This window comes from Paenibacillus sp. CH40, from assembly GCF_024213605.1.
In the GTDB taxonomy this organism is placed as follows: domain Bacteria; phylum Bacillota; class Bacilli; order Paenibacillales; family Paenibacillaceae; genus Paenibacillus; species Paenibacillus polymyxa_B.
This window is the reverse complement of record NZ_JANAVQ010000006.1, coordinates 209,849-236,172: the sequence shown is the minus strand read 5'-3', so window position 1 is coordinate 236,172 and position 26,324 is coordinate 209,849. Positions and strand designations below refer to the sequence as shown.

Annotated in this window: 30 protein-coding genes; 13 read left to right on the top strand and 17 right to left on the bottom strand. The window is 47.2% G+C overall.

The genetic code is table 11. The annotated features are described in order from the left end of the window. Nucleotides 1-162: 162 nt before the first annotated feature. From NLX73_RS18750 to NLX73_RS18730, 5 genes are read right to left on the bottom strand one after another with little or no spacing between them, the layout of a single operon-like run. Nucleotides 163-1,482, bottom strand: coding sequence for an ABC transporter permease (locus tag NLX73_RS18750; protein ID WP_254326980.1), 1,320 nt, complete (start codon nucleotides 1,480-1,482; stop codon nucleotides 163-165). Continuing rightward, on the bottom strand, nucleotides 1,475-2,377 hold the full coding sequence (locus NLX73_RS18745) for an ABC transporter ATP-binding protein (protein ID WP_254326979.1): 903 nt from the start codon (nucleotides 2,375-2,377) through the stop codon (nucleotides 1,475-1,477). The genes NLX73_RS18750 and NLX73_RS18745 overlap by 8 nt, the downstream gene beginning before the upstream one ends. A 2-nt stretch (nucleotides 2,378-2,379) precedes the next feature. Continuing rightward, nucleotides 2,380-3,315 carry an ATP-binding cassette domain-containing protein gene (locus NLX73_RS18740; RefSeq protein ID WP_254327005.1) on the bottom strand — a complete coding sequence of 312 codons (936 nt, stop codon included), beginning with the start codon at nucleotides 3,313-3,315 and terminating at the stop codon, nucleotides 2,380-2,382. Nucleotides 3,316-3,356: 41 nt separating this feature from the next. Beyond that, a complete protein-coding gene (locus NLX73_RS18735; RefSeq protein WP_039270421.1) occupies nucleotides 3,357-3,758 on the bottom strand; it encodes a GntR family transcriptional regulator in 402 nt (133 codons plus the stop codon). Between the two features lie 41 nt (nucleotides 3,759-3,799). Then, complete coding sequence (locus NLX73_RS18730; protein ID WP_254326978.1) at nucleotides 3,800-4,519, bottom strand: hypothetical protein; 720 nt, start codon at nucleotides 4,517-4,519, stop codon at nucleotides 3,800-3,802. A gap of 235 nt (nucleotides 4,520-4,754) precedes the next feature. Between NLX73_RS18730 and NLX73_RS18725 the strand changes: the two genes are divergently transcribed. Together NLX73_RS18725 and NLX73_RS18720 are read left to right on the top strand one after the other, a co-directional pair. Then, the gene (locus NLX73_RS18725; RefSeq protein ID WP_061831090.1) at nucleotides 4,755-4,982 is read left to right on the top strand and encodes a DUF1858 domain-containing protein; all 228 of its coding nucleotides are present in this window, start codon (nucleotides 4,755-4,757) and stop codon (nucleotides 4,980-4,982) included. A gap of 14 nt (nucleotides 4,983-4,996) precedes the next feature. After that, nucleotides 4,997-6,256 (top strand): DUF438 domain-containing protein, encoded by a 1,260-nt coding sequence (locus tag NLX73_RS18720; protein ID WP_061831089.1) that lies wholly within the window; start codon nucleotides 4,997-4,999, stop codon nucleotides 6,254-6,256. Here NLX73_RS18720 and NLX73_RS18715 read toward each other — a convergent pair. Then, the gene (locus NLX73_RS18715; protein WP_254326977.1) at nucleotides 6,245-6,757 is read right to left on the bottom strand and encodes a GNAT family N-acetyltransferase; all 513 of its coding nucleotides are present in this window, start codon (nucleotides 6,755-6,757) and stop codon (nucleotides 6,245-6,247) included. The genes NLX73_RS18720 and NLX73_RS18715 overlap by 12 nt on opposite strands. 145 nt (nucleotides 6,758-6,902) lie before the next feature. On the opposite strand from NLX73_RS18715, the gene NLX73_RS18710 reads away from it, so the two are divergent. Beyond that, complete coding sequence (locus tag NLX73_RS18710; protein WP_254326976.1) at nucleotides 6,903-8,189, top strand: hypothetical protein; 1,287 nt, start codon at nucleotides 6,903-6,905, stop codon at nucleotides 8,187-8,189. Between the two features lie 66 nt (nucleotides 8,190-8,255). Here NLX73_RS18710 and map read toward each other — a convergent pair whose 3' ends face one another. Both map and NLX73_RS18700 read right to left on the bottom strand, forming a co-directional pair. Continuing rightward, the gene (gene map / locus NLX73_RS18705) at nucleotides 8,256-9,038 is read right to left on the bottom strand and encodes a type I methionyl aminopeptidase (RefSeq protein WP_235307130.1); all 783 of its coding nucleotides are present in this window, start codon (nucleotides 9,036-9,038) and stop codon (nucleotides 8,256-8,258) included. A gap of 105 nt (nucleotides 9,039-9,143) precedes the next feature. Further along, nucleotides 9,144-9,332 (bottom strand): hypothetical protein, encoded by a 189-nt coding sequence (locus tag NLX73_RS18700; RefSeq protein ID WP_007428354.1) that lies wholly within the window; start codon nucleotides 9,330-9,332, stop codon nucleotides 9,144-9,146. A 365-nt stretch (nucleotides 9,333-9,697) separates the two neighbouring features. Between NLX73_RS18700 and NLX73_RS18695 the strand changes: the two genes are divergently transcribed. From NLX73_RS18695 to NLX73_RS18675, 5 genes are all read left to right on the top strand, one after another. Beyond that, nucleotides 9,698-10,735: a serine hydrolase domain-containing protein gene (locus tag NLX73_RS18695; protein WP_254326975.1), complete on the top strand. Its 1,038-nt coding sequence runs from the start codon at nucleotides 9,698-9,700 to the stop codon at nucleotides 10,733-10,735. A 43-nt stretch (nucleotides 10,736-10,778) separates the two neighbouring features. Next, a complete protein-coding gene (locus NLX73_RS18690) occupies nucleotides 10,779-11,930 on the top strand; it encodes an MGDG synthase family glycosyltransferase (protein WP_254326974.1) in 1,152 nt (383 codons plus the stop codon). 29 nt (nucleotides 11,931-11,959) lie between these two features. Beyond that, entirely contained in the window at nucleotides 11,960-12,241 is a 282-nt protein-coding gene (locus tag NLX73_RS18685; RefSeq protein ID WP_134904816.1) for a transposase, read from the top strand. 555 nt (nucleotides 12,242-12,796) lie between these two features. After that, the gene (locus NLX73_RS18680; protein ID WP_254326973.1) at nucleotides 12,797-13,480 is read left to right on the top strand and encodes an MOSC domain-containing protein; all 684 of its coding nucleotides are present in this window, start codon (nucleotides 12,797-12,799) and stop codon (nucleotides 13,478-13,480) included. A 325-nt stretch (nucleotides 13,481-13,805) separates the two neighbouring features. Beyond that, nucleotides 13,806-14,144, top strand: coding sequence for a DUF4870 domain-containing protein (locus NLX73_RS18675; RefSeq protein WP_040102217.1), 339 nt, complete (start codon nucleotides 13,806-13,808; stop codon nucleotides 14,142-14,144). A gap of 57 nt (nucleotides 14,145-14,201) precedes the next feature. Here the strand turns inward: NLX73_RS18675 and NLX73_RS18670 are convergent, their stop codons facing one another. Then, nucleotides 14,202-15,161, bottom strand: coding sequence for a sigma-70 family RNA polymerase sigma factor (locus tag NLX73_RS18670; protein WP_254326972.1), 960 nt, complete (start codon nucleotides 15,159-15,161; stop codon nucleotides 14,202-14,204). An 18-nt stretch (nucleotides 15,162-15,179) separates the two neighbouring features. Continuing rightward, nucleotides 15,180-15,623: a carboxymuconolactone decarboxylase family protein gene (locus tag NLX73_RS18665; protein ID WP_254326971.1), complete on the bottom strand. Its 444-nt coding sequence runs from the start codon at nucleotides 15,621-15,623 to the stop codon at nucleotides 15,180-15,182. 151 nt (nucleotides 15,624-15,774) lie between these two features. On the opposite strand from NLX73_RS18665, the gene mscL reads away from it, so the two are divergent. After that, complete coding sequence (mscL, locus tag NLX73_RS18660) at nucleotides 15,775-16,266, top strand: large conductance mechanosensitive channel protein MscL (RefSeq protein WP_250267358.1); 492 nt, start codon at nucleotides 15,775-15,777, stop codon at nucleotides 16,264-16,266. An 85-nt stretch (nucleotides 16,267-16,351) separates the two neighbouring features. Here the strand turns inward: mscL and NLX73_RS18655 are convergent, their stop codons facing one another. Next, nucleotides 16,352-17,053 (bottom strand): histidine phosphatase family protein, encoded by a 702-nt coding sequence (locus NLX73_RS18655; protein WP_348622427.1) that lies wholly within the window; start codon nucleotides 17,051-17,053, stop codon nucleotides 16,352-16,354. Nucleotides 17,054-17,132: 79 nt separating this feature from the next. Then, a complete protein-coding gene (locus tag NLX73_RS18650) occupies nucleotides 17,133-17,426 on the bottom strand; it encodes a hypothetical protein (RefSeq protein ID WP_069291005.1) in 294 nt (97 codons plus the stop codon). Between the two features lie 172 nt (nucleotides 17,427-17,598). Here NLX73_RS18650 and NLX73_RS18645 point away from each other — a divergent pair, with 172 nt between their 5' ends. Next, entirely contained in the window at nucleotides 17,599-18,231 is a 633-nt protein-coding gene (locus NLX73_RS18645; protein WP_254326969.1) for an NUDIX hydrolase, read from the top strand. Between the two features lie 7 nt (nucleotides 18,232-18,238). On the opposite strand, the gene NLX73_RS18640 is transcribed toward NLX73_RS18645, so the two are convergent. Together NLX73_RS18640 and NLX73_RS18635 are read right to left on the bottom strand one after the other, a co-directional pair. Further along, a complete protein-coding gene (locus NLX73_RS18640) occupies nucleotides 18,239-19,027 on the bottom strand; it encodes a TrmB family transcriptional regulator (RefSeq protein WP_254326968.1) in 789 nt (262 codons plus the stop codon). Nucleotides 19,028-19,092: 65 nt separating this feature from the next. Next, a complete protein-coding gene (locus NLX73_RS18635; protein ID WP_254326967.1) occupies nucleotides 19,093-19,944 on the bottom strand; it encodes a zinc ribbon domain-containing protein in 852 nt (283 codons plus the stop codon). A 311-nt stretch (nucleotides 19,945-20,255) separates the two neighbouring features. Here NLX73_RS18635 and NLX73_RS18630 point away from each other — a divergent pair, with 311 nt between their 5' ends. Together NLX73_RS18630 and NLX73_RS25170 are read left to right on the top strand one after the other, a co-directional pair. Continuing rightward, nucleotides 20,256-22,682: a UvrD-helicase domain-containing protein gene (locus NLX73_RS18630; RefSeq protein WP_254326966.1), complete on the top strand. Its 2,427-nt coding sequence runs from the start codon at nucleotides 20,256-20,258 to the stop codon at nucleotides 22,680-22,682. Between the two features lie 697 nt (nucleotides 22,683-23,379). Further along, complete coding sequence (locus NLX73_RS25170; RefSeq protein ID WP_367997115.1) at nucleotides 23,380-23,556, top strand: conjugal transfer protein; 177 nt, start codon at nucleotides 23,380-23,382, stop codon at nucleotides 23,554-23,556. 337 nt (nucleotides 23,557-23,893) lie between these two features. Here the strand turns inward: NLX73_RS25170 and NLX73_RS18625 are convergent, their stop codons facing one another. Continuing rightward, nucleotides 23,894-24,211 (bottom strand): hypothetical protein, encoded by a 318-nt coding sequence (locus NLX73_RS18625; RefSeq protein WP_254326965.1) that lies wholly within the window; start codon nucleotides 24,209-24,211, stop codon nucleotides 23,894-23,896. A gap of 682 nt (nucleotides 24,212-24,893) precedes the next feature. On the opposite strand from NLX73_RS18625, the gene NLX73_RS18620 reads away from it, so the two are divergent. Next, nucleotides 24,894-25,226, top strand: a complete 333-nt coding sequence (locus NLX73_RS18620; protein ID WP_254326964.1) for a DUF4181 domain-containing protein — start codon at nucleotides 24,894-24,896, stop codon at nucleotides 25,224-25,226. Between the two features lie 177 nt (nucleotides 25,227-25,403). Here the strand turns inward: NLX73_RS18620 and NLX73_RS18615 are convergent, their stop codons facing one another. Together NLX73_RS18615 and NLX73_RS18610 are read right to left on the bottom strand one after the other, a co-directional pair. Then, nucleotides 25,404-25,688, bottom strand: coding sequence for a hypothetical protein (locus NLX73_RS18615; RefSeq protein ID WP_254326963.1), 285 nt, complete (start codon nucleotides 25,686-25,688; stop codon nucleotides 25,404-25,406). 67 nt (nucleotides 25,689-25,755) lie between these two features. Further along, nucleotides 25,756-26,262: a hypothetical protein gene (locus NLX73_RS18610; RefSeq protein WP_254326962.1), complete on the bottom strand. Its 507-nt coding sequence runs from the start codon at nucleotides 26,260-26,262 to the stop codon at nucleotides 25,756-25,758. Nucleotides 26,263-26,324: the final 62 nt, after the last annotated feature.

Genomic DNA, 26,324 nt, shown 5'->3' with positions numbered 1-26,324 from the left:
CAATTATTAATCATTACCATATAAAGTAGAAAAGCCTTGATCCATCGGTACTTCTGATGAATCAAGGCCCCCACTCTATCTCAAGCATGTATTGCAAAAAATCTCATTTATTAATTACTTTTGTCTCAACTATAATGATTACTCACACCGCAATTAAAAAATTTAAATCTTGTAAGCCTTCATAGCTTTTCTTAACTCTTTGAATGAAGGACGTTTGCCATACATTAAGACGCCCGTACGGTAGATCTTGGCGGCCAGCCAACCGAACAACAAAATGGAGGCGACCAGAATACCAAGTGACAGCCAAATTTCCAGCAGGCTCGCCCGCTCCAGACCAATCCGCAGCAGCATGACAGTCGGCGAGAAAAATGGGATATACCCGGCCACCTTTACGAAAATCGTATCAGGTGCGGCGATATTGAAGATACCGATATAAAAGGCTGCCAGTGACAACACGGTAATCGGCATGATCGCCTGTCCCAACTCCTCGGTACGGCTAACAATAGAACCCACCGCAGCGAACAATACTGCGTACAGAAAGTAGCCGAGGATGTAGAATACCAAACCATAGCCCAATACCGCGATATTCAGTTGCGACAGATCCAGCCCAGCTGAGCTAAGAATGACATTATTATGCGGCAGCATAAGGTTGGCACATACAACGGCTGCAAAGACAGCAATTTGCAGCAGGCCGACCAGGAAAATGCCGATAATTTTTCCGAACATCTGGGTCAACGGTGAGACGCTTGTGATGAGAATCTCCATGATACGTGAGCTTTTTTCCGATGTCACCTCTGCAGCAATCATATTCCCCGTCATCATGGAGGAGGTGAAGAATAAAATCATCAGTACATAGACCAAACCATAGTTAATCATAGAGGTCTCTTTTTTCTCTGTCCCCACGGCTCCCCCTGCCTCAGACGGACCGTCTACTTCCCTGCTATCCACCAATACAGGTGTGCTAATTTCACGAATTTGATCGCTGGTCAATGCATTGCCGCCCATAATGGCTTTGACTTTAGCTTCCTGAAGTCCCGTCTGCAACAATGTAATTACAGCAGGAGATGGCTCTTTTTCTACAGAGACGTACTCCACTTTAGGAAACGCGTCTCCCTTGGCGGCAGGCTCCGTGAACTGCACGTAACCTTGCAGCTCCCCGTTTTTCAAGGCTTGCTGCATGGCCGGCGTTTGTACGTTGTCATAACGCACCCAGATGGCTGCCGGGTTGGATTGCTCCTTGGTGAATTGCTCCAGCTGATTCGCCACTTCTATCCGGCTCCCAGCAATCAGTCCCAAGCGATGATGCTCGGCTGCCGTTGTGCCCGAACCTCCTGCCCCATCTCCTTTAAACAAAGAAATCAAATACGGCAGATTCATACCAATCGTAATGAGCAAGGCCAGTACCAGCGTTGTAATGATAAAAGATTTGGTTCTCGCCTTCTGACGAAACGTAAAACCGATCACCGTACCCAGTCTATTCATGGGAATCCCCCACCTCTCTTATGAAAATCTCATTCAGCGTAGGTTCCTTGATCTCAAAATGCTCTACATCCGTTTGCTCCAACGCCGTTTGTAAAATCAACTTCGCCGCATCCGGTTGCTCAATATGCAGCATCCAGCCGCGATCCATAGGCTCTGCACGGCGCACGCCGGGCAGCTGCTCCAGTCCATTCACTTCACCTGTAGTAATGAGACGAACTTTTTCACGTGGGTAACGGCCCTTAATCTCCTGCACACTTCCCTGCACAACTGTATTTGAGCGATGCAAGATCGTAATATGGCGGCACAGTTCCTCCACATGCTCCATGCGGTGGGTCGAGAATAAAATCGCAGCCCCATCGTCCCGCAGTTCTTTCACCGTATCCTTAAGCAATTCAACGTTCACCGGATCAAGCCCACTGAAGGCCTCATCCAAAATAAGCAGCGTGGGGCGATGCACAACAGCGGCAATAAAGCCCATTTTCTGCTGATTCCCCTTGGATAGCTCCTCAATCCGCTTGTCGTAGTATTCCGGCACTCCAAAGCGTTCCAGCCAGTAGCGTAGACTTTTGTCCGCCTCCTTGGTCGACATGCCGCGCAGCCTGCCCAAATAGTTAATTTGCTCGCTCACCTTCACCTTGGGGTATAGTCCACGCTCCTCAGGCAAATAGCCCATCGTCCGCTGAAGCTCCTTGCTGTAGGGCTTTCCCTCATATTGAATGCTTCCTCCATCAGGGTAAATCAGGCCGAGCACCATGCGCATCGTTGTCGTTTTGCCTGCTCCATTGCCTCCCAGTAATCCGTAAATCTCCCCGCCATTCACATTCAGCGAAATTCCGTTCACCGCCGTGTGGTTCCCATATTGCTTCACGACCTCTTTCAATTGCAGCATGCTCATGATTACTCCGCTCCTTTTTTCTGCGTGTATATCTCCGCATCTTCTGATAGTTGTCCAGCAGACCAATGTATTAAAATATCATCCAGCTCCAAACGCCTCACACGGATAGGGCGAATGCCCGCTTGTTCCAATATGGCGCTGGTCTCTCCGGCTGCCAACGTTACAATTCGCTGCAATCCGCCTTCGCTCTCCGTCTCTACCACTCCCGGAAGCTCCGATGCCTCCTCTGGCGTGCCTTCAAACCACATTTCTTTGCTATTTTCGAGCAAATGGTCTTTTTCCAGCTTGCCGAGCAGCTTGCCATCATGCATCAGGACAATATAATCCGCCAAACGCTTGATCTCGTCTATAATATGAGTAGCAATAATAACCGTCGTTTTGCCGTTCTCCATACAATCCCGCAGTTCCTCCAGCATGATCTTCCAGGCAAAAGGGTCTAAACCTGACGAAGGCTCATCCAGCAGCAACAAACGGGGATGAGGCGCCAAGGCTGCAGCCAGTTCAAACTTGCGGCGCTCTCCCTTAGACATGCGCGATAATTTCGTATGCTGAGGAACCTGAAATCGTTCCATCAGACGCTGAAAACGTGTTTCATCCCAGCCGGGATACCACAAGGCTCGAAAAGCCGCTGCTGCTTCTGCCGTGAGTTGATCTTCCTCACGGCTTGGCTGCTCTGACATATACCCAACCCATTGTCGTGTATCTGCCGGCATGCCGTCTGGATACGCTTGACCGAACCAACGGATTTCACCGGAATCCGGGTGGATAAGCTGAGTCAGCAGATGAATCAATGTACTTTTGCCCGATCCGTTATGTCCAGCCAAAGCGACTACATATCCCGGTTCAATGGTTAGATTAATCGGTCCAATTTCCCGGTTACCTCGGGTTTTATAGACTTGGCTCATCTCAATAATGGGTGTTTTTATCTGTATCCCCATAGGAACTTCCACATGATGATTTACATCGTTCTTCACGGGCGTCACTCCTTCACTTGGACTTCATACCTTCTCTTCACCATTTCTGCGAAAAGTTCCAACAATTCCTGTTCTGTCATCTGCACAGCAATGCCTGTGTCAATCGCCGTTTCCAACGCCTCGGTCACTGCTTTAAGGCGGTAACCTGAGCGCTTATCGTCCTCGACCAGAGCTACGAAGGTGCCCGTCCCCTGCCGGGTACGAAGCAAGCCTTCATTCTCCAAATCCTGATAGACCCGCCGGACGGTGATGACGCTGCAGCGGAGCGTCCCTGCAAACTCCCGAATGGAGGGAAGCAGCGTTCCCGCTGCAATCTGTCCGGTTACGATGAGTGAACGAAGTTGCTTTTCAATTTGTGCATACAGCGGTTCCGCGCTATTCTCATCAATTTGCACTGGTATATTCACCTGCTTCTCCCCCCCTTTTATCTATCTTTGTACACATACCGCTAAGTTAAGTCCCGTTTCATAAGCCTACGCTGTGTCACCTTATAGGACACCCACATACCCAGAACTCCTGCCAGCAGCGCTCCCCACATCACCGGAGACAACAGCTGCCATTCCTTGCTATAAAATGCCGTTAACGATACCAGATTGGCTCCACATACTCGAACTATAATCGTAACTATCCCACAAATGAGCATGATGACAATGGATAGCCAAAAGTAGGATTTTCCTCTTTTAAGAAATTCCAAATGAATATAAATGGCTTGAATCAACATGCCGTAACCTATCCAGGTAAGTGCAAACGATACAAAGAAACCTGTACTGGCATATACCCGAAACGTAGCTGACAACGTAAACAATAGCGTGAAAAATATTACACTGTTCACAACAAACGCCAAAAGCGCCTGTTGAATTCGACTCATAATCACCGCATTCATCGGTATAGGCAAAGTGCGGAAAAAGGCTAGCATATGCGTATAGGAATCTTCCTGAAGATATTTAAATGCACGGCGGTTATAAATGAATCCGAGAAACGGAATCAACACCAGCATGATAAAATCGGCTACTGGACTCAAGTTTCCAAGTTCACCCCATTGCACACTTACAGCAAAACTCATAGTAAATCCCAAATACGCAATAAACAGCAATGTCCACAGCATGACATATGGATTGTTGCGAAAATCGTGCTGGTTAATCTTCCATGCCTGCTTGATGATTGTCATTTTCTTATCCTGATCCCTTCTGCACTGCCTGTAATGACGACCTCGTTCTCTCTTCATACGAAGTTATTATTACAGTAATCAGTGTTATTACTGTATATATCTTTATACACAGTATATAAACCATGAATTACAACTGTCAACACCTGAATGTAAATTGTGCGTACAATCACAAAAGCTCGTCAGAACCTATGCTACTCTGTAAATGATAAACGTTCTCAATCAAGGGGATGAATAAATGGATAAGATACTGCACTGGGATGAGCCCATATTTAACCTTGTTAATCGTTATCCCGAAGTGAAGGACATTATGGTAGAGCTGGGTTTTCACGATATCGCCAAGCCTGGCATGTTACAGACCGCAGGTCGTTTTATGACACTGTCCAAAGGTATTGCAATGAAAAAAGTAGCTATGGAAACCGTGGAACGCACGTTTTTGCAACATGGTTTTACCATTCAAAAATAAAGGAGCTAACAATCATGAGCGAGCTAATTAACAACCGTGAACATACAGCACAGGAATTAACGGAACGCCAACAAACGCTAAAGGAAATTATAAAAGAATTACATGCCGGGAAAAGCGTGGAGGAAGTCAAAGCACGTTTCGCAGAGGCTGTTGGCGGAGTAAGCGTAGCGGAAATTTCAGCTATGGAGCATGCATTGATGACCGAGGAGGGGATTCCCGTATCGGAAGTGCAGCGTCTTTGTTCCGTGCATACATCGATATTCAAGGGTTCCATTGAGGATATTCACCGTCCTTCAGGACCAGAGGAACAACCAGGACATCCCGTTCATACCTTCAAGCTGGAAAATCGGGAGATCGAACGATTGGTCAACTTCAAGTTGTCATTGCACGCGGACCAATTTCAAAAGGACGACAGCCCCAAAATCATCTACAAGTTACTGGAAGATTTAAGTCTGCTGCTCGATCTCGACAAGCACTATAGCCGCAAAGAAAATCTGGTCTTTCCTTATCTAGAACGCTATGGAATTTTTGGCCCAACCAAAGTTATGTGGGGTGTGGACGACAGCATTCGTGCCGCTATTAAGGAGGCAAAGAGTCTGCTCACCGAATATAACGGAGATCGTGAACAGATTGGGAAGGCACTTGCCCATATCATGAGCGAAGTGAATGAAATGATATTCAAAGAAGAAAATATTTTGCTACCGATGGCACTCAGTAAGCTGACAGAGGATGAGTGGCTGAAAATAGCCCGGGAAAGCGAAGAAATCGGGTTCTGCTTGACCGCTCCCGAACGTGAATGGATACCTGAACGGGCAGAGGAACCGGCAGAAGCCCTTGAGCAAACGGAAGGCACATCTGGAACACCTCAGGGCTTCGTGCGATTCGAGACGGGGATTATATCTGTACAACAATTGGAACTACTGTTGAATCATCTACCCGTTGACCTGACTTTTATTGATGAAAATGATGTTGTTCGCTATTTTTCCCATGGTAAGGAACGAATCTTCGCGCGCACGAAAGCCGTCATTGGTCGTACCGTACAGAATTGCCACCCACCCCAAAGCGTGCATGTCGTTGAGAAGCTGCTGGAAGATTTTAAGGCAGGTCGCAAGGATGTTGAAGATTTTTGGATTCCAATCAAGGACAAATTTGTCTATATCCGTTATTTTGCCATCCGTGATGCAGAGGGCCGCTATCTGGGAACGTTGGAATTTACGCAAAATATCGCACCGATTCGTGCTTTGGAAGGACAAAAGCGTATTCTATCCGAATAGTATCCAACCGTAAGCCACCATGTTCAGATTTTTGCCACCCATATTTATAATATGTTGTTCTACTATAAGTTTGGCCCCCAGCCTTTCATAAAAAGTACATGCTGGATTATCTGCTAGCACCCATACGATTACAGAGTGAATATCCATACTATTAAAATGTTGAAGCAGACGTAAAAATAGTCTCTTCCCCAAGCCTAAACTATGGTATTCACTCAAAACGTAAATAGCCGTTATTTCTCCCCCATACGGGGGATATTCACTTGACTTTTCCGGCCCCCCACTCACAAATCCGATAATTTCCCCCTTCTCATTTTCAGCAACATATACCCGATGACCGTCTTCACTGGATAGATTCGCATTCCACAGTTCTGTTCTTTGCTCATAGGAAAGCTGTTCCAGAACCTGGGCAGGCATTATATCTTTGTACGTCGTCTTCCAGCAATCTACGTGCACCTTGGCGATGCCCTCGGCATCTGATATCGTTGCTTCCCTGATGTTCATGTAAGTTCCACTCCTAGTTTCCAATATTATGCACTCTATTATATCGACGATCCAAATCTTGATCTATAATAAGGATATTCATTGTTTAGTGAAGTTGGATAGGATAACCCGTTCACTACACTACTCGTTTACTGGGGGATTCGACTTGAATAAAATTGTTTCATTTTATGTGCCGCTTGGCATTTCGTCATTAATTGCTGCACTAACGCATGTCATCGTCAATGCCGTGCTTGCTCGTTCGGAACATCCTTCGTTTACATTAAGCAGCTATGCGGTCGCCGTCAGCTTGTGCCTACTGTTGGAAACTCCGTTAACCGCTGTACGGCAAATGACCACGAAATTTGGTTATGATCGCAAGTCCGTTCATTCTATCGGTATTTTATGTACGTTTGTGGCTGTGGCTGTATTGATCATCGGCTGGAGCATCGGGTTGACGCCCGTAGGCAATCTGGTCTTTCAATATGTATTTGGTGTGTCCCCAGTATTGATCGAACCCACCAAGAACGTATTTCAGGTTCTTACTTTACTATACATATTGGTAGCTGTCCGTAACATATATCAGGGACTTATTATTAACAAGCACCGAACGGCATGGATGACATTCAGCTCGTCCATACGTATTATCGTGATGCTAATTGCTTCCTGGTTTTTGATCCGTGCTGGCTGGACGAATGACGGACGAGTCGGTGCCGCCATTTTTATTGCAGGTATTCTCATAGAGCTGGTCGTTACTTTTTTAGAAGGCCGGGTTCTCAAAAGAAAGCTGCCTCCTGACAACGGGGAGCAAACCATCCATCACGCGAAGCATCTCCTACCTTTTTACCTTCCTTTGCTATATTCGGCGCTGGTGCTGGTTATCCTGAATCCTTCCATCCAAGCAGCGCTGAACAATACAACTGATCCACTGTTGGCCGTGGCATCCTTTTCTGTAGCACTGCAAATCCTGAATCTATTTGTCTGGTTTTGCAGCTCTTTGCATCAAATTGTGATTCAATTTTATACGACTAAGCGCAGGGAAGTGCTGATATTTTTAGGCTTATTGTCTATCCTGTCGCCAATGCTACTCCTGTTACTCTCCTTCGGATTTGCTGGTGATCCTGTGTTACGGAATGTATTGGGATTGGAAGGAGAACTGTTGCTAGAAACCAGAGGACTGCTTCGCATACTGGCTGTCTATGTTGCATTTTATCCTTGGGTGGAATATTTTATAGGACGGTCGATATTAATCGGTAATACTAAACCTATCTTTATTGGTAGGCTGTTTTCTGTGAGCTTTGCGATTCTCGCGCTTATTCTGTGTATCTGCTTTTTTCCAGGACTGGACGGCAAAGTGGCAGGAATTGTGATGGCTGTTTCCTCGCCTGTCGAGCTGGGGATTTATCTGTTGCTTTATCGAAAAATCTCTACAAGCACGATGAATGTGTCATCCTGAAAAAACTTACCTAGAGAGCCTTATGCTAACGCCCCGCACATTGACTCCCTATGGCACATCTCTCTTTTACGAGGTCAAAATATAAGGACCGTTCTTTGTAATCGCAATCGTGTGCTCGTATTGAGCTCCCCAACTGCCGTCTGCTGTGCTGATGGTCCAGCCATCGTCCCCCCAGAGCACCGCGCCCTCGGTTCCGAGGGTAAATACCGGCTCAATGGTTATCACCATCCCTTCGCGCAGCGGTAATCCCGTTTTGGGACGACCATAGTGCAGAACCTCTGGCGGCTCATGCATTTGGCGGCCAATGCCATGCCCGATCAGAGGCTTGACGTTGCCGAACCGCCGCCAGCCTGCCGCTTTTTCCACAGCATGCCCGATATCCCCCAACGTCTTCCCCGGGCGGGCAACCTCGATACCGCGCATCAGTGCCTTATGGGTCTGCCGCAACAGTCGTGCTACCGGGCGGCTAATGTTACCTACCGCATAGGTCCATCCTCGGTCAGCCAGCCAACCGTCCTTGTTAACCACAATGTCGATGGTCACAATATCCCCATCATGAAGCACCCGCTCCGAGGGAAAACCATGACATACCACCTCGTTGACCGAAGCGCAGGTGGCATAAGGGAAACCTTTATAGCCCTTTTGTTCAGGCGTAGCTCCGCGCTTGCTTAAAAACTGCTCTACCCAAGCATCGATTTCAAGCGTTGTGATTCCCGGAAGAATACGACTTTCCAGCGCACGATGGCAATCTGCCAAAATACGTCCGGCCTCCCTCATGTAGCCGATTTCCTCCGGTGTTCGTATTGCTATCTCTATTGGAATCCGCCTCCTTTGAGCATACAAATTCACTAAACCTATCCCATTGTATGCAAGGCGGACACAAAAAAACCGTCTCCTCTGTGGATAGACGGTTTATAAAAGTCGTATTTCTAGTTTTTCGGGTAATCGAACCCTTTAAGATACTGAAGAATTTATGCGACCGAGTTCGTTTTCCACCACCATGGTCAACTCTTCCTCATACCCTCCTGTAATCCGGTATTTTCGCACATATTCCTTTACAAATTTTTTGGGATCCTTAGGCCGGAAAATTCGAGTCATTTCCCGCAGACTTTCCTTAACTTCATTGTGACCTTTCGTTGCCATGTAACTCCCTCCCAAAACGTTGAAAATAAGTGCTCCGTTGAAGAGAATGCCGAAAAGTATTGATGTCCTTATGCAGTGAAGTAGTATGTCTAATTGCAGCTTAGGTCGGGAACACCTTATACAAGGCATGTACCTGACACTATTATTAACCGATTTTCTTTTGGCTGAATCACTACCCCATTATAACATATTCAGATACAGCTTTCAGCTTTCCAGTAAATTTACATTGATTTTACCTATCTTTTACCCATCATGTCATTTGGGGTACTCAATCAGCTGTTGCACAGGGGGTATACCTTATTTATCGGTTTTTGGAGTGTATGTGTTTGGGGTAAAATAAATAAACATAACAAGGAGGGAAAAGGATGAGCCGCTTTGCTCCGCTGTTCACTGCACCTGTTGCCCGTATGTCTGCCCTGAACTTAGGAACTTGTGAAGAGGAGGGCGTCAATGTCTCCCTACTTGATCAGGCAGACCGTGAAATCCAAGCCAAGTTTCCTAAAATGCACAGCTTCCTGCTACTACGCCACGGCAAACTGATCTGGGAACGCTATTATAACGGGCATGAAGTAAGCTCTCTGAACGATTTGCGATCAGCGACCAAAAGCTTCACTTCCACGCTCATCGGCATAGCTATGGCTCGAGGTGATATGCCCGGGCCAGAGACGGCTGTGCATAAGCTGTTGCCTGAGTATTTACCTAGGCGGAAGGAAACACTGCTAGAGCAGATTACGATTCGCCATCTGTTGACCATGACATCCGGCTTGTATTGGCAGACGGGTAAAAAGCTCGGAGAAGCTTTTATCCACCGTTTTCATCGCAGCAAAAGCTGGCCGTCCTTTGCCCTGCGCTTACCTGTACAGGAGGATCAACTCGGTGTATTCCAATATCGTAGTGTTGATTCGCACCTGTTGTCCGTGCTGCTGACTCATTGTTGTGGGATTGACGCCTATACGTACGCTCTCCAGTATCTGTTCGAACCCTTAGGCTTCGGAAGAAGTGGTTGGGCACAAGATCCAGAGGGCTACACCATGGGACACATCGGGCTATATCTGACATCACGTGACATGGCTAAATTCGGCGATTGCTGCCTTCATCAAGGTAACTGGAACGGAACAGAATTGATTCCGGCCGATTGGCTGCATCAGGCGACACAGCGACAGGTTGAAGGGTATCCAGAATTCGGAGATTACGGATTCCAATGGTGGACAGGACGACTCCACGGCATCAACTATGCGTGTGCGCACGGACATGGAGGACAGCAAATTTATCTAGTGCCAGAAGCAAACGCAGTCGCAGTATTTACAGCAGATAGCAAGGTGAGCCGTTGGAAAAATCCGCGAACACTGCTGGAGCGCTACGTTTTGCCAGCCGTATCCTCCCTCAACTTGGAACGTTCCTGAAATGAGCTTTAATGTGCTTATGAATATAGGAGGCTAAACAATCATGGAATTCTCAGCACCAAAAATTCTAATATTGTACGCCAGTTACGGGGAAGGCCATGTGCAGGCCGCTCGGGCGATTATGGACAGTTTGCGAAGACTCGGACGCTGCGAGGTACAACTTCTCGACCTGATGGCTGAATCTCATCCCTGGTTGAACGGTCTGACCAAATTTGTATATATGCAAAGCTTCAAAACCATTCCTCAGCTTTACGGCTGGGTCTATAACATCACGCGCGGTATGCAGGCTAAATCGGCCTTTGGCCATGTGCTGCATTCATTCGGAATGCGTCAACTTACGCTCACACTGAAAAAGGAGTTGCCGGATCTCGTGATACATACGTTCCCGCAGCTCGCGCTCCCGGCGTTACGCCGCAAAATGGGAATGAATTTGCCTATTGTCAACGTGGTTACAGATTTCGATCTGCATGGGCGCTGGCTGCATCCTGATATTGACCGCTACTATGTAGCCACTGAGGATATCCAGCAGGAAGCCGCCCAGCGGGGGATACCTATCGAACGTATTATCGCTACGGGTATTCCGATTCACGCTTCTTTTTATAACATGTCTGCCAACGAAATTCCTGTTCAGGAACAGGTAATTCCATCACCACAGTCTGAGACTACTACGCTACTCATTATGGCAGGCGCCTATGGTGTGCTATCCGGCATACTGGATATCTGTCAGCAATTAAGCCAGCTTCCTCAGTTGCGGCTACTCATCGTCTGCGGACGAAACCAGCAACTGAAAGCAGAATTGGATGCGCTATATGCAGACCACCCGGACATTTACACCTATGGATTCGTGGACTTTGTTCCAGCACTTATGCGTGCGAGCAATCTGGTGATTACAAAGCCCGGCGGCATTACACTCTCGGAAAGCATTGCATCCGGTTTGCCTATTCTTGTGTTCAAGCCCGTGCCCGGTCAGGAGCTAAATAATGCTCTGTATTTGCAGCAAAAAGGAGCTGCCCGTATTGCGCGCACGACGGAGGAGCTGATTCAGCATTGTCTCGACCTGATTTCCATCCCCTCTCTTGCCGAAGAGATGACGCAGGCGATTGAGTTGCTTCGCAAGCCTCATCCCGCAGACCAGATTGCCGAGGATATTTTGCATCAGCTTGTGGATAAAAGACCTTCCGTACGGACAAATTAACGAAGAATAAGCAGACGGAGGGGATACCAATGGAACGTAAAGGAAAGGATTTACTCCCGCTAACGGGTGAAAAGGTAGAAGTGGACGGTGTTTATATTGATGAGGATGGACATGAGCAGCATTTGCACAGAGGCCAGCATTTTCCCGCTGATGTTGTTCTGGGTACTTCCGAGTGGAAAATGACCGAATATGCCTTTGATAATCATCACGAAGGACGTACCGATGAACGACTTATCCCCAAAGAGGATGACAAGAATAAAATGGGTAAAATCACACACCCACGCCGCCATTTAAAAACTGGTGACCGATAATTATGGAAGTATATCCACAATTACACCAAATATGTTGATAGTTTGTGGACAAACTGTGTGCAAAGTATGAATCATCGTAATATTATCTACAGATTGTGCACATTTTGTGTATAAACCATGTTATTTCTGTGGATAAACATTAATATGCGGTGGATAAAGTGTATACAACATGTGCAAAACATGTGCATAACCGTTTAAAAGGCTGAACGAATCCTTTTCGTTCAGCCTTTTTCGTATTTTTATACACATTCTCTAATTCATTTTTTTACCGAGATCGGGTATGTTTGAACGAGAACATCGCTCCCAGAACGATGAGTTGCCCAAAAAGGACTCTATCCCATTAACGGAGACTAATCGAAAATTCGCAAATAGCGCATAGAGGAGTGTAAAATGGAAACGGGGACGAACAGAGTCAAAAGAGGAATTACCGAAATGTAAAAAGGCGTAGTCATCATAGAAATTCTCGCTTCAGTCGGGCGAACATATGCAGGAACGCGGTATATAGAAGCATCTAGCAAAACTCGTTGACCAAAATTTGGAGTAGGGGTGACCCGAATGGCATCTATTAAAATCCTTTCACTTAATGTCGGCATGCCCAAACAGATCCAGTTTAATCAGAAGGACGTTTCTACGGGGATATTCAAGTCGGCCACAGATGAATATTTGTATTTATCTTATCTAAACTTCGAAGGGGATGGGCAGGGCGATCTAGTTCATCACGGGGGTAAAGAGAAAGCTGTATGCGTATATCCCTACGAGCACTATCCGTTCTGGGAAAATGAATTGCGGAGACCGCTCGATTACGGCGCGTTCGGGGAAAATTTAACGATAAAGGGTTTGCTAGAATCCGACGTTTGCATTGGAGACGTCTTTAAGCTTGGCAAAGCTATCGTTCAAGTTAGCCAGCCGAGACAGCCTTGCTACAAGTTGTCCATCAAGTACGGCGTACCGGACATGCCCTTGAAGGTACAGCAAACAGGCCACACGGGATTCTACTTCCGCGTTCTGGAAGAGGGAGTTGCCTCTAAAGCCGACGGACTATCCCTCCTTCATCGCCATCCGAAAGCAATTACGGTTTCATTTGCCAATCGAATTATGCATCAAGAGAAGAATCATATCGAGGGTATTAAGCAAATTCTCGAAGTGGAAGAATTGTCCTTAAACTGGAGAAATACGTTACTAAAACGTTTGGCGGGAACCGAAACGGATTCTCGGGAAAGACTATCAGGCAATTCGTAAGGTGGAAGTGGTTCAATGAATTTGCAAGCTCGTCTGGCTGCAGTCGAACATCGAATCTGCGAAGCTTGTGGGCGATGCGACAGAAGCGCAGTCCAAATGGGAGGCCTTTCAACCACGGAAGGTGGCACTTTATCGGTCATTTGCAAACCAATAAATTAAAAAAAGGTTATCGCCAAATTCGAGTATATCCATTCGCTTGACCGCTTATCCTTTGTGTAGAGTCAACTTTTTTACCGAGATCGGGCATATCCTTCAATCCTGTCCTCATAGTTTGTATAGTACGGAGACTTAGCTTGAATCTTTTATAAAGGAGGATATGCCTGACATGTCAGTCTATAAGTCTTCCACAGGATTGGATGAAAATATAGCAGCTGTCCTGTGCTATTTGTTCGCCTTTATTGGCGCGCTGGCCTTTGTCATGCTGGAAAAGAAAAGCCGATTCGTATTATTTCACGCACTGCAATCCATACTTCTTTTTGTAGCCCTTATGATCGGACATGTGCTGGTCGGATTCATTCCGCTACTCGGTCCTTTCCTCGCTTCCCTGCTAACGCTGGCAAGCCTTGCCTTGTGGATTATCTTGTTAATTCGTGCGGGACAAGGAAAGTGGCTCAAGCTTCCCTGGATAGGCGATCTGGCTCTTCATCAAGCCCGGCAGTTGTGAAAACAACAAAAAAACCTTGATCCTTAGCAGGATTCAAGGTTTTTGCTGTTTCGATGATTACTTTTTATCGCATGTTTGCTTCTTCTGTCCTATATGAATGTATCCCAACTTATCTGGATTAACCATTAAATAAAAATTCTGAATATGCTCCCCGTCCGGTGTCAGTATGAGGCATAAGGTTTCTCTCACTTCACCGTCTTTCAAAAATGCCAGCTGGACCTCGCCATTGATGACGGTGTGGAACACATCTCTTTCTCTTAAAACGGTTAATACCCGACGAGAAGTCAACAGGGCAAGAACACCTTTGCGTACAACCATCGGTCTCATCACCGTATGCACATTACCTCCGCCATCTGACACGAATACAGGTTGTTCAGCCAATAGTTCCAGCATAGCAGTCACATCGTAGGCAAGAAAGGCGGTTGTAAAACGTTCTAGTAGTTTTATTCGGGAAGAGTTATTCACATTGCGACTGGACTGAGCCTCAAGAGCAGATTCTCCCGAAGATAAAATACGACGGGAGCGACTGAACAACTGACGACAGTTGCTCTCGGTCTTCCCCAGTAATTCCGCAATATCTTTATAATCATATTGAAAAGCTTCCCTCAGCACAAAAACAGCCCGCTCTATCGGCTTTAGCTGCTCCAGTAACACCAGAAAAGCGTAAGATATCATGTCTTTACGCTCTAACCAATCCGCAGGGAGATCTGCGCTTTCACCCAACGGCTCCGGCAGCCACTGTCCTACATATGTCTCTCTTTGCTTGCGCGCAGAGTTCAACAGATTCAGACACCGATTCATCGTCATTTTGGCTACATAGGCTTTGGGATTCTGTATTTCATTCAGGGGCTTATTCTCCAGCTCGACAAAGCAGTCTTGAACGACATCCTCGGCATCCGTAACCGTTCCAAGCATGCGATAAGCAATGGCAAAAGAATATTTGCGATATCTTTGATACAGCTCCTCCAGATTTAAATCCACCGATTGTTGTTCAATTCTATGTTCTTTGCCAGACAAAGCATAGCCCCCTGTTCATTAAAGAATGCCCGGATACATCCCCGTTGCAATCGCAATCCGGTTCCAACTGTTAATCACGTTAACCGCGGTTATCAAGTCTACGTATTCTTCCTCTGTAAACTGTTCTCTGACCCTATTGTACAAATCCGTAGGTACCCCTTGTTCAGAGATACGGGTGACCGATTCAGCTAATTCAAGCATAACACGTTCTTTTTCCGTGAACAAAGGAACCTCCCGCCATAAGGCTAGCTGCAAAATGTGGTCAGCATAATCCCCCAGCTTGAGCAAATCCTTCGCATGCATATCCAGACAATAGGAACATCCATTGATTTGGGATACTCTAATTTTCAGTAGTTCATACAATACTTTGTCTGTAAAACGACCGGAAATATATTTTTCCATCTCCATCATTGCCTTGAACGTGCTAGGACTCACTGCTCTGTGATTGAATCTTAAACTCACGATACATCGCCTCCATTATTGGTTTACATATAGAAGACAAATGAACATGTGATTTTGTGACAAAGTGCAATACATCAATTTGGAATTGCCCTCAAGTGGCATAGCATGTATTATAGATAAATGATTTTATGTAAAGAAGGTGAGCACTCACATGAGCGGAAAAGGTATTATAAAAGAATTTAAAGAATTCGCTGTACGGGGTAACGTGATTGACCTCGCGGTCGGTGTTATCATCGGTGGAGCGTTTGGCAAGATTGTCACTTCTGTGGTAAACGATATTATCATGCCTCCGATTGGTAAACTTCTGGGCGGCGTTGATTTTGCTGATTTGTATTATGCTATAGGCGCGAATCCATATAACGGAGATAACACTCGCATGACTCTGGCACAGGCCAAGGAAGCCGGCATTGCGGTTATGGCGTTCGGGCAATTTTTCAACGTCCTGCTGGACTTCCTGATCGTGGCCTTCTGTGTGTTCCTGATGGTCAAAGGGATTAACATGCTGAAACGCAAAGAGGAAGAAAAACCTCCTCAGGAAAAAACGATTAAGGAATGTCCACATTGCCTATCCGAAATTCCTGTAGCCGCAACCCGTTGCGCACATTGCACTTCCAAGCTGGAAGGGTACGTCGAAGCACGCTGACTCAACCACACCTATATGACTACAACAAAACGGCTTAAGACGGTATACCGTCTTAAGCCGTTTTGGTATGGTGTAGGAGATCTGATTAGTTGAAATTGGTGATAATGCCACGGGGTCTGACGGGCAAGCCCTCAGCGTACAGATGGGAAACATCACCGAAGCCGATGCAACGGGGAACTGCCCATTCCTGGGAGCGCTCATCAAACAAGATCGTGGTTACGGAACTAGGCGGCATCCAAAAACCGGACCAGACCAAGGCCAATGGCAGCTCCAACAGATGAGCAAGCCAGGTCAGCCCGAAGCCGCCATGACAAAATACGGCCACCTGATCTTCGGTGTGCTTCAGAATCCGGTACCTGCCCTCCACCCGCTCAAAGCCTTGCCGTTTCAGGAATTCATCAGAATGAAGCTTCAGCTGTTCGAAGATTTCGGGACTCTTCGTTCCCTGATAATAGGAAATCTCCTGCCAAGAGTCATGAGTCGGCAGGGGTAACTCGGAACGGATCACTTCACCAGGCAAATCCCAATGGGAAAGACGGCCGTATGGAGTTTCCTCCAGCTTTAGGGCCAGCTCCTGCGTCCAGTGTTCCACTTCATGAGTCATACCCAAAGACTCGGCAGTATAGCACATCGTATCCAAAGCCCGCCCCAAAGGAGAGGCATAAATTCGATCCAGTCCGTGACTGGAAAGCCGTTTGGCCAATGCCTGGGCTTCCAAATGCCCCTCCGGCGTGATGGTGTTGTTGGGGTAATCGGGGTCTGCGTGTCGGATAATATACAATCTCATCATTGGTTCTCCGTTCCTATGAATGGCGACAGGATCGCTTTATCTCATTCCATCGATTAGTTCTCCTGATCTTTAACGTTTAATGTTTATTCAGCAAATTTTCCAAAATCGCGCGCAAATCCCTGTCTTCCTGGTAGACTTCCTCACCCGTATCCAGCTCAATAACCCGGATATATGTATAATTGGCTCTGACATCGACTGGTTTAAAAATCAATTCCTCCGGATTGTCTGGACGGACATCATAGCCCATATTTTTGAACATATCCGTGATTTGATCAATCCCCGGCTTGCCCCCACTTTCCAGCATAATTAACCCACGAAGTTCCTTAGGTTCCTCTGGATGCATGACTCGAAAATGTACTATACATTCCATGTAAAATCGCTCCTTTCAATCGTAAACCTGTGTGATGTTGCAAATCCTCATGTTCCCAGCATACCCCAAATGCCACTCCACATTCCACACCCGCCTTCATATCGTCAGGAAGGAAAACACGTTATACTGTAAAGTAGACCTTTGATTTCTGCTTACTATAGGAGGAACCACAATGACTAGCGAGCTTCTAGATATCTACGATGATGAAGACAACTCTCTTGGCACAGCTTCTCGACAAGACGCACATGCCAAGGGATATTGGCACCATACCTTTCACTGCTGGCTAGCACGAGACACTTCGACAGGCCGTCGCTTACTGTTCCAACAGCGTCAGGATACGAAGGACACCTTCCCCGGATGCTACGATATTACAGCAGCCGGTCACTTGACGGCAGGCGAAGATATGTCTCAGGCGGCTCGTGAGCTGGAGGAAGAACTGGGTATTCATGTGCCCTTTGCCTCATTAACACCGCTGATGACCGTTCGGTATGAAAGCAAAGGTACCGCACAGGGTACCTCTTTTTGGGACCGGGAGGTTAGCTCGGTGTTTGGACTGCTATCGAACCAGCCATTGGAAGCTTATCACCTCCAGCAAGAAGAAGTAGCCGGACTGTACGAAGCAGATCTTAACCAAGCACTGGCCCTTTTTGAAGGTCATATTCCCTTTATCGAAGCCCAAGGCATTACGTCAGGGCCGAACCCAGAAAAAACTCGCCGCCTGATTACATCGGATCAATTCGTGCCTCATAAGGCGGGCTATATTACATCTATATGCCGGGCACTGATGGAACTTCCTACCCGGTAATCTTTAGCTATTCTCCAGCTGACATATATTTGCCGATAATGCCTTCATACCGCCAGCCATACCGGGTCGACAGCTCTCTGCCCATATCATGCTCCAGCTCATACAGAATAAGATCCTGAGCAAAATGATTAAGCAGCAGACCTGTCATTACCGGATGCTCGGTAATAAGCGCCTGTGTCGGGCAATTCTCTCCCCGCATACCCAGCATGCACCAACGCCGATCAATAACAAAAGAAAACTTGCGCCCTGCTGGTTCCTGTCCTTCTGTACCAGACCTAAGCGGTAACCACGGTCCCATCATGCTTTCTCCGTTATCGCAGGACCAGAGCAGACGCACACCTCGACTCTCAGCTTTCTCCAACTCTGTCCGCAGCAGTTCGGCTTCCTCACGCCACAAATCCAACACAATCTCATGCTCTGCCCGTTCCAACTCACGCGTCAGACTTTCCAGTACCTTCCGGTCACCTTCCGCGTTATAAAAGGTCGGCTTGGTTGGTTCTGTTCGTGGCATTTCCTTCTCCACCGCACGCAGGGACTCCTGCATCTGCCCTTCGATCATCCGGGTCAATTCACCCGGTGGCAGCATGCTGTAACGAACAGGCTCTCCAGCACTGGTTCTGAGGTATCCCTGCCCGGCCAAACGCTGTAAAGCCGCGTACACGTTGGAGCGCGATGCGCCCAGACGTTTAGCCACTTCATAGCCGGAAGCCGCATTTTGCCTCGAAAGCTCGACCATAACCTTGGCTTCCATTTCCGTAAAACCCAGATTCCGCAGATGATGCAGCAAACGCTCCATGTATTCTGTTCCCCCTATGCTGCCCGGCGTTATGTCTGTGTCCTGCAGCAGCCTGTTCGGCTGCATCAAATCTGTTCAGCTCCGCAGCGCGGGCACCACTTGGACCCTTTGGGTAGTTCTGCAGTACAGATTTGGCATTTTACATTTTCACGTACTTGTGCAGACGGCATTGCTGGCTTCTCGGCCCCGGAGTTGTTGGCCTTCCAATATCGAATCCGCTCGTCCAGCTCCTCCTGACGCTCCCGCTCGCGTTCCAGTTCTTCAAGGCGACGGTGTTCTTTCTCCAGCTCTTCCTGACGGCGGCGCTCCCACTCTTCGTCGAATGCCGCTTTTTCTTCTGGTGTAAAATCAGCCACTGTGTAATTGCGGTCTAATCCCGCTGGTTCGTGCGTTTCATATGGTTCATCCTGCTCCTGTTCATGCCGATCCACTACTTCATGTTCTGCATACTCCGTGTAAACAGGAGCGGGCTCCTTCGCTTCCTCTGGCTTGCGCAGATCAAAAGAATAGGCGTTCGTTGGCACCTCTTCACGCACAGCAGCCACCTGCTTGGAGGCAGCCTGCCCTTCATTCAGCTTGCGTCCGCATTTGGGGCAAAAGTTGGCATCCAGTGGCACAACTGCTCCACAGGTGCATAAATGAGCGTTTTTTAATTCTGCAATTCTACTGCGCAGCTCGTCAATTTCATCCTGAAGCTCATCACATGCGGTGGATAGCTGTGTCATCTCGGTTTCTGCCACCGACATGTCGGATGCGCGGTAACCTTCGTAAAAGATCTGACCCATTCGCAAGAAATGAACATCCATTTCCTGCTGAATCGTTGTAATTTGTGAATTGATCTTACTAATCTCGACAGCATGCTGCGCCTTTTCTGTTGCGCGATTAGCGCCTTCCTTTATACGTTGAATCAGCTTCATCGTTATTTCCTCCCCATATCCAGCCGGATTTCACTGTACCGTCCGTATATCCCAAAGTTTTTTTCTGTTGGCAAACCTCGAACTCCTGTATAATGGAATGCGGTCATATCGCCTGTTTGAAGGCTATAGGCATTAGCGTCAACGTATTAACGTTCTGTCGCTCCGGCAAGATCCGCATGAATTTCAGCATTATTTTTAGTCCATCGCCTTGTTCTTATCGTCAGCTAAAGCTGACTAGAACTCTATCATACCAAAAACTACCCCCATTTGTGAAAATGGAAGATTTTAAGAACGAAAGGGGTTTCAGGATTATGGACCCAAATCCTTCTTTTTACCCCCGACCCATCGGGGTTCCTTACTCAACGTCGAGCCCTCAGGCACGTCGTGCTTCCATGGATACCAGTATGACGCTGGTGCCTGACACCGATCAAGACTCGGCCTATTTTCGTGCTTTAGAGAACGCCGGCATTCACCTGAACCGCCCGCAGATCCAGGCCGTCCGACACGGCAAAGGCCCCCTTCTGACCCTTGCAGGGGCGGGCTGCGGCAAAACCACAGTGCTGGCTGCCCGCGCAGGCTACCTCATGGCGATGCGGGATGTCCCTGCATCGTCCATTCTGCTGGTGACCTTCACCAGCAAGGCAGCTGCCGAAATGAAACTGCGCATCGCGGGATTACCCGGTGTGCGCCCTGCCGCTGCACGTGCAGTTCAGGCTCGCACGTTTCACTCATTCGCTTTGGCGATGCTACGTCATCGCGGCGTGCAAGATGAAGTGTTCGGTGAAACGCAGGCCCAGCATACCGTCATGAAAATGATGCTGCGTCAGCTTGGGCTCAGCGAGGCTTTCCAGCCGGAAAGCCTGCTGTCTGCCCTCTCCGCCTGGAAAGCGGAAGGCCGCAGCGCGGACGAGCTGCCGGAAACCGTACGCGAGGAATCGGATGCAAAGCGTGCCATGCTCGCTTATGAAGCGTGGAAACAGGAACGCAATAAAATGGATTTTGACGATATTCTGCTGCGTGCCTCAGCACTGCTGCGTGACCCGGATGTACTTCAGCCGCTTCAGCGACGTTTTTCACATATCATGGTCGATGAATTTCAGGATACGAATGCCCTGCAATATGAGATGGTGCAGCGATTGGCTGCCCGACATCGCAATCTGATGGTCGTCGGAGATGATGATCAGACGATCTATACCTTTAATGGGGCACGCCAGGAATCCATTCTGGAGTTTGACAAAGTCTATAAGGATGCAAAGGTCATTACCCTGGATATTAATTATCGCAGCGATGCGCGGATTTTGGGGCTGGGCTCTAACATTGTCGCCAAAAATGTCCATCGACGCTCCAAACGTCTTTCGGCTGCCGGGCGTGAAGGCTTGCCGCCGCAGTTTGCCACCCCATCCGGACCCGAGGAGGAAGCGGGGCATATTGTTACTCATTTACTCGGGCAGGTAGAGGAAGGTCGGCTGCGCTACCGGGATATAGCCATTTTGCACCGGACAGCCAGCGGAAGCCGATCTATTTTTGAGCAATTAATTATGCGGGATGTCCCATTTATTCAGTACGGAGCAGGGGCTGTATTTTATGATCAGTCCCTGATTCGTCCCTTAATGGATCACCTGCGCTTGTCGCTAAATCCCCGGCGTATGGAATCCATTCCGAGCACCCTCGGGCCGCTGTACGTATCCCGTGAGGCGGGGATGGAATGGATTATGCGCGAGGAGAAACAGCAGGCTAAAAAATACCCGCTGATTCATCTCAGCCGCTGGGATCGACTACGTGATTTTCAGCGTGAGCAGGTGAAAGAGCGTATTCGTCTGATTCGCAGTCTCACTACAATGAAACCTGCCTATGCCATTCAAGAAATGCGGCGCGTCTTTTATGACAAATATTTGGAAAGCGGAGATACGGGCGCGTGGACTCATTATAAGGAAACGATGCAAGAAAGTCTGGAGGAGCTCGAAACGGCAGCCAAGCGCTTTGACACCGTGGAGGCGTTCGTCAGCTTTGCGGACGAGCTTTCCGAGCGTCACCGCCAAATGGAATCGCTGCGCAGAGAAGAAGACAGCGATGCTGTTCGGCTCATGACGATCCACCGCGCCAAAGGGCTGGAATTCCCTTGCGTATATTGGATCGGAGCCAGCGAAGGCATTCTGCCGCACAGCTCGGCGCTGCACAGCGAGCTGCCGGAGGATCGGCGGGCAGGCGCCGCCCCGACTACGGCTGTGGATAACGATGCAGCGCTTGAAGAAGAGCGCCGCCTCGCTTACGTGGCCGTCACCCGGGCGAAGGAGTTGCTGTACATCACCTCTCCCGCCTCTAATCATGGCAAGCCTGCCGCCGTGTCACGCTTCCTGCTGGAAGCCTATGGGGTCACCCCTGAGGCTTCCAGGCCGGAAGCACGCCGCAGCAGCTTCGGCCAACCGAAGGGTGCTTCCGGGTATAGCAACCGTGCTGGTGCTGGATCGCCAGCGTCTGGCACAGCGACCCGCGTGAGCAGCAGGCCGGGACCAGGCAGCGCTATGGTACGGACGACCTCGTCGGTGGCAGGGTCTCCGGCGGAGCCACGCATCAACGTGCCTGTGTGGAAATGCACCGACGGTGCCTGTAAAGCGTGGATGCGTCGCGACACAACAAGCGGACGCCGTACAAGCGCGGCTAGCACAGGCACGCCGCCGGTGTGCCCGCTCTGCGCCTCCCCGATGACAGAGGGGACACGCAGCATCCCAGCCAGATAAGTGCGAGGCGCGTATACGGAGCTGTACTTCGACTGCACTCGTTATTTCCGGTCTGACTTGTGCAGACCTGTAATGAATCAAAAAAAGCACTGTCGTTCATTTTCACGGCACCCTGCGAAAATAGGTTTTGGACAGATCTAATAAAAGAAAAAGCGGCCAGACGAGGATGTGAAAACAAAGCCCTAGTCTGCCGCTTTCTATATAATCTTTACTGTTTAATTGAAGTATGGAAAGTGATCGCGCATAAAATGAGTTAACGTATCCTCCAAATTTCTATGCTGTTTCATATATTGGAACAAGATGGCCGAGATGAGCACGATTTCAGAGTCCTCGATACTAATAATCCAAGACGGTGGCTCCTCAGGATTATAACTAAATTCGCTAACGATGCCGTATGCTACACCTAGCTTATCAATTCTCTTGTGTAAAATTTGATGGATCTCGCCAGTCAGTTGATGAATATTAATATCATTCTGTTCCAGAGCCTTTCTCCTCCTCCAAGTCGAGTGATTTCATTCGAGGCGCCTTCAGAAGCGATATCTTTTCCCTGATAATCCCGTTCTACGAAATAACAGGTGATCTCCTGTCTGGCAGTTGCGTGATACCGCTCTAATGCCAACAAGCACCCATATTCTGTTATACTTCACAATCAACGCGCAAAATCCGGTCTAGTTCGTCAACCAATAGATAGTTTAAAATCAACAATAGATTAAACTTTACCAAGGAGTATTTTACTTGGTCGCCGGGTGATGCGGCTTTAAAACAGCGGCAGAAGCGTCTAGAGCCATTTCTAGCGAAAGGGCTGGACAAGCAAGCGGGACTGGAGACACATGGTTTGCAGACTAAATCCACGTTTCATCAAAACAGAGATTAAAAATATTGAGGAAAAAGGCGAGAACCGCGCCTATGTAACGCTCAAGGTATATCAGAAAGTGGAAGTGCCGCAGCAAGTTCCAAACCAAAAAGCCGGCGGTCAAGGGGATAAGCACACAAAAAGTTTTCCTTCCGCTCTTGCCTTTTCCATTCGGAAGGAAAATCTTTTGTTGCCCCTTGACCGCCTGACCGCCTACTTAGTGTCCGGCAGGGTGAGGGGCGCAGCCGGAGGCTCGGCCTGCCGGACGCTTAGTAGGCTTTGGCCGGGTTACCATGCGGAAGGCAAAAGGGAAAAAAATGCTTTCAATAAAAAAGAACCGGCGGCTGCCGGTTCTCTCCTACTTCTTCGACTCCACTTCCATAGCACGATGATGGAGCGCAGCGGAATCATGGTGCTGCTCTGTGCAGGCATACATGATGATTAGCGCAGCGCCAGCGTAGCGGCTCATGATGGGTGCCTGCCATCTTTGGTTTGACCCACAGCTCTTACGCTCCGTGGGCAGCGTAAAACGAACGACAGGAACGTAGAGCGCCTTGGCCGGGTGCTTTCTCCCGGCGTAGGCGCTTCTAGTTATCGTCGAGAGTAGCGGCCCAGCGGTGCGTACTGGCTCTTTGGCGGGCGCTCTTGCCGCCTTAGAGCCAGTAGCACGAGCCACCCTCCCCACTCTTGTCCTGCTCGCTCCCTTACTTGCCGATCGGGAATCCCGCCACTTTCTACAGGTATCTAGGCTGGTTCAAACCAGCCTTTAGGGTTTCAACCGGCTCATTAAAAAAAGGCGCTCCTGGATTCCTCCAGAAACACCCTTTCTAAACAATGACCTTTTCCGAAATTACTTTCCTTTACGAATTATGCTTATTTTAGTAAACTTACACACAAACATTGTATAATAATTGTATAACTGTAAATTCGGTGAAGGGAAAGAACGATGCTAAAAAATCCTTATTATTTAACTTTTGTTCTTTTGGTATGGCTCATAGCTAGTCTAGTTTTGCGAATTTCATATAATTATCCGAATACTCTTTATAACTGGTTGTTAGCATCATTAATAATCCGTTTAATTGTACGTGCTATTCATGCAACATATCAGAAAAATGAGAAGACCAGTAGGATAACTGATTGGGTTGTAGAATTATTTATGCTTCTCATTTCATTCGGAGTTATCATATCCATATTTTCAACTAAAGACTTTTCATGGTCAGATCAATTAATTTTTCTGCTTGCGGAGCTATATTTACTTATTGGTGTGTGCGTTAATATTTTTGAAATCAGAAGAAAAGGGCAGAATTAGATCATATGTTTATATATAGTTGAACAAATGGAAGAAGAAGGTGATACCAATGACTTTTGCTCTTGTATTATTTATTGCAGCTGTGATTCAATTTGTTCTGGATAAAATTATCAGCAAAACAGATGAGAAGATATCAGACACGGATGGTTTTATCCCATACAGGTGGTTCGTTGTGATTGGGGGTATTGGTATATTTTTGTCACTTTTATTTGTTAATGAACCCCCTTATAAATATGTTTGGATTGGCGTATTACTTATTATAGTGTTCGGTGTTCGATCTATCTTCCAATGGAAATATATTCGAAGTTCACAAAAACATATTACTTCACTATTGATGATGGCCATATCTGTAGTTAGTACAATTGTTTACGTTTTAATTTAACAAAAAAACGGTACATTTGTGCGGTTATGAGCCAGCTTCCCCACTCTTGTCCTGTTCGCTCCCTTACTTGCCGATCAGCGAGCCTATTTGCTACAGATACCTCGGCTGGTTAAAACCAGCCTTTAGGGTTTCAACCGGCTCATAAAAAAAGACGCTTCCGGTTTCCCAGAAACGTCTTTAATAATCTTCAATCCACAATGATACGTATATAAATAGTACGTAAGCTAAAAGGAAGAACCCAATCACACTAAAAAGGATAATCCAGATAAAACGTTTTTTTAATGGAGATAGGATTTTCCCCCATCGTCTTAGGGTTTTCTGACGGGTAGGCAACAACTCATTTTCCAATTTCTTTAACATATGTTCTGCTTTTTCCTCATTTTTATTTAAAAGTTCATTCCAAATTTGTTTATATTGCTCTCGAATTGCTTCTTTAGTAGAACTATCTTTTAGTAAAACCATTTGCAACCTCCCTAAGAAACAAAGTAGCAAGAAGACCTGAAGCTTTGCTCTTCAGGTCTTCTTGCATTTAGACACTCTTCTTTTCTATAAAAGACTTTTTAAATAATAAAGGAGACAAGATAAGCAAAATCCCTAACAACAAAAAAATGGACCCGTACAAATATAGATAAAAATCTTGGGCAGGGATTAACATACCCATTTTGTAAATTGCTTCACCACGTCCACGAGTCGTAAGAATATCAATCGCCTGCTCGGTTACAATTAGACCAGCGATTAACATAATAAAAAATACTACCGCTCTTTTCAAATTCCACTTTACTTTAGAGTTAGTTGATACTCTCTTTTCTCTGGTCATAAAAAACTTTCTGAATAGTAAAGGAGAAAAGATAAGCAAGACCCCTATCAACAAAAAAATGGACCCGTACAAATATAGATAAAAATCTTGGGCAGGGATTAACATACCCATCTTGTAAATTGCTTCGCCACGTCCACGAGTCGTAAGAATATCAACCGCCTGCTCGGTTACAATTAGACCAGCAATTAACATAACAAAAAATACTATTGCTTTTTTCAAATTTCACTCACCTCCCTCTACAAGATAGTATAGCTGTAAAAGCTAGTAAAAAAAAGAAAAAA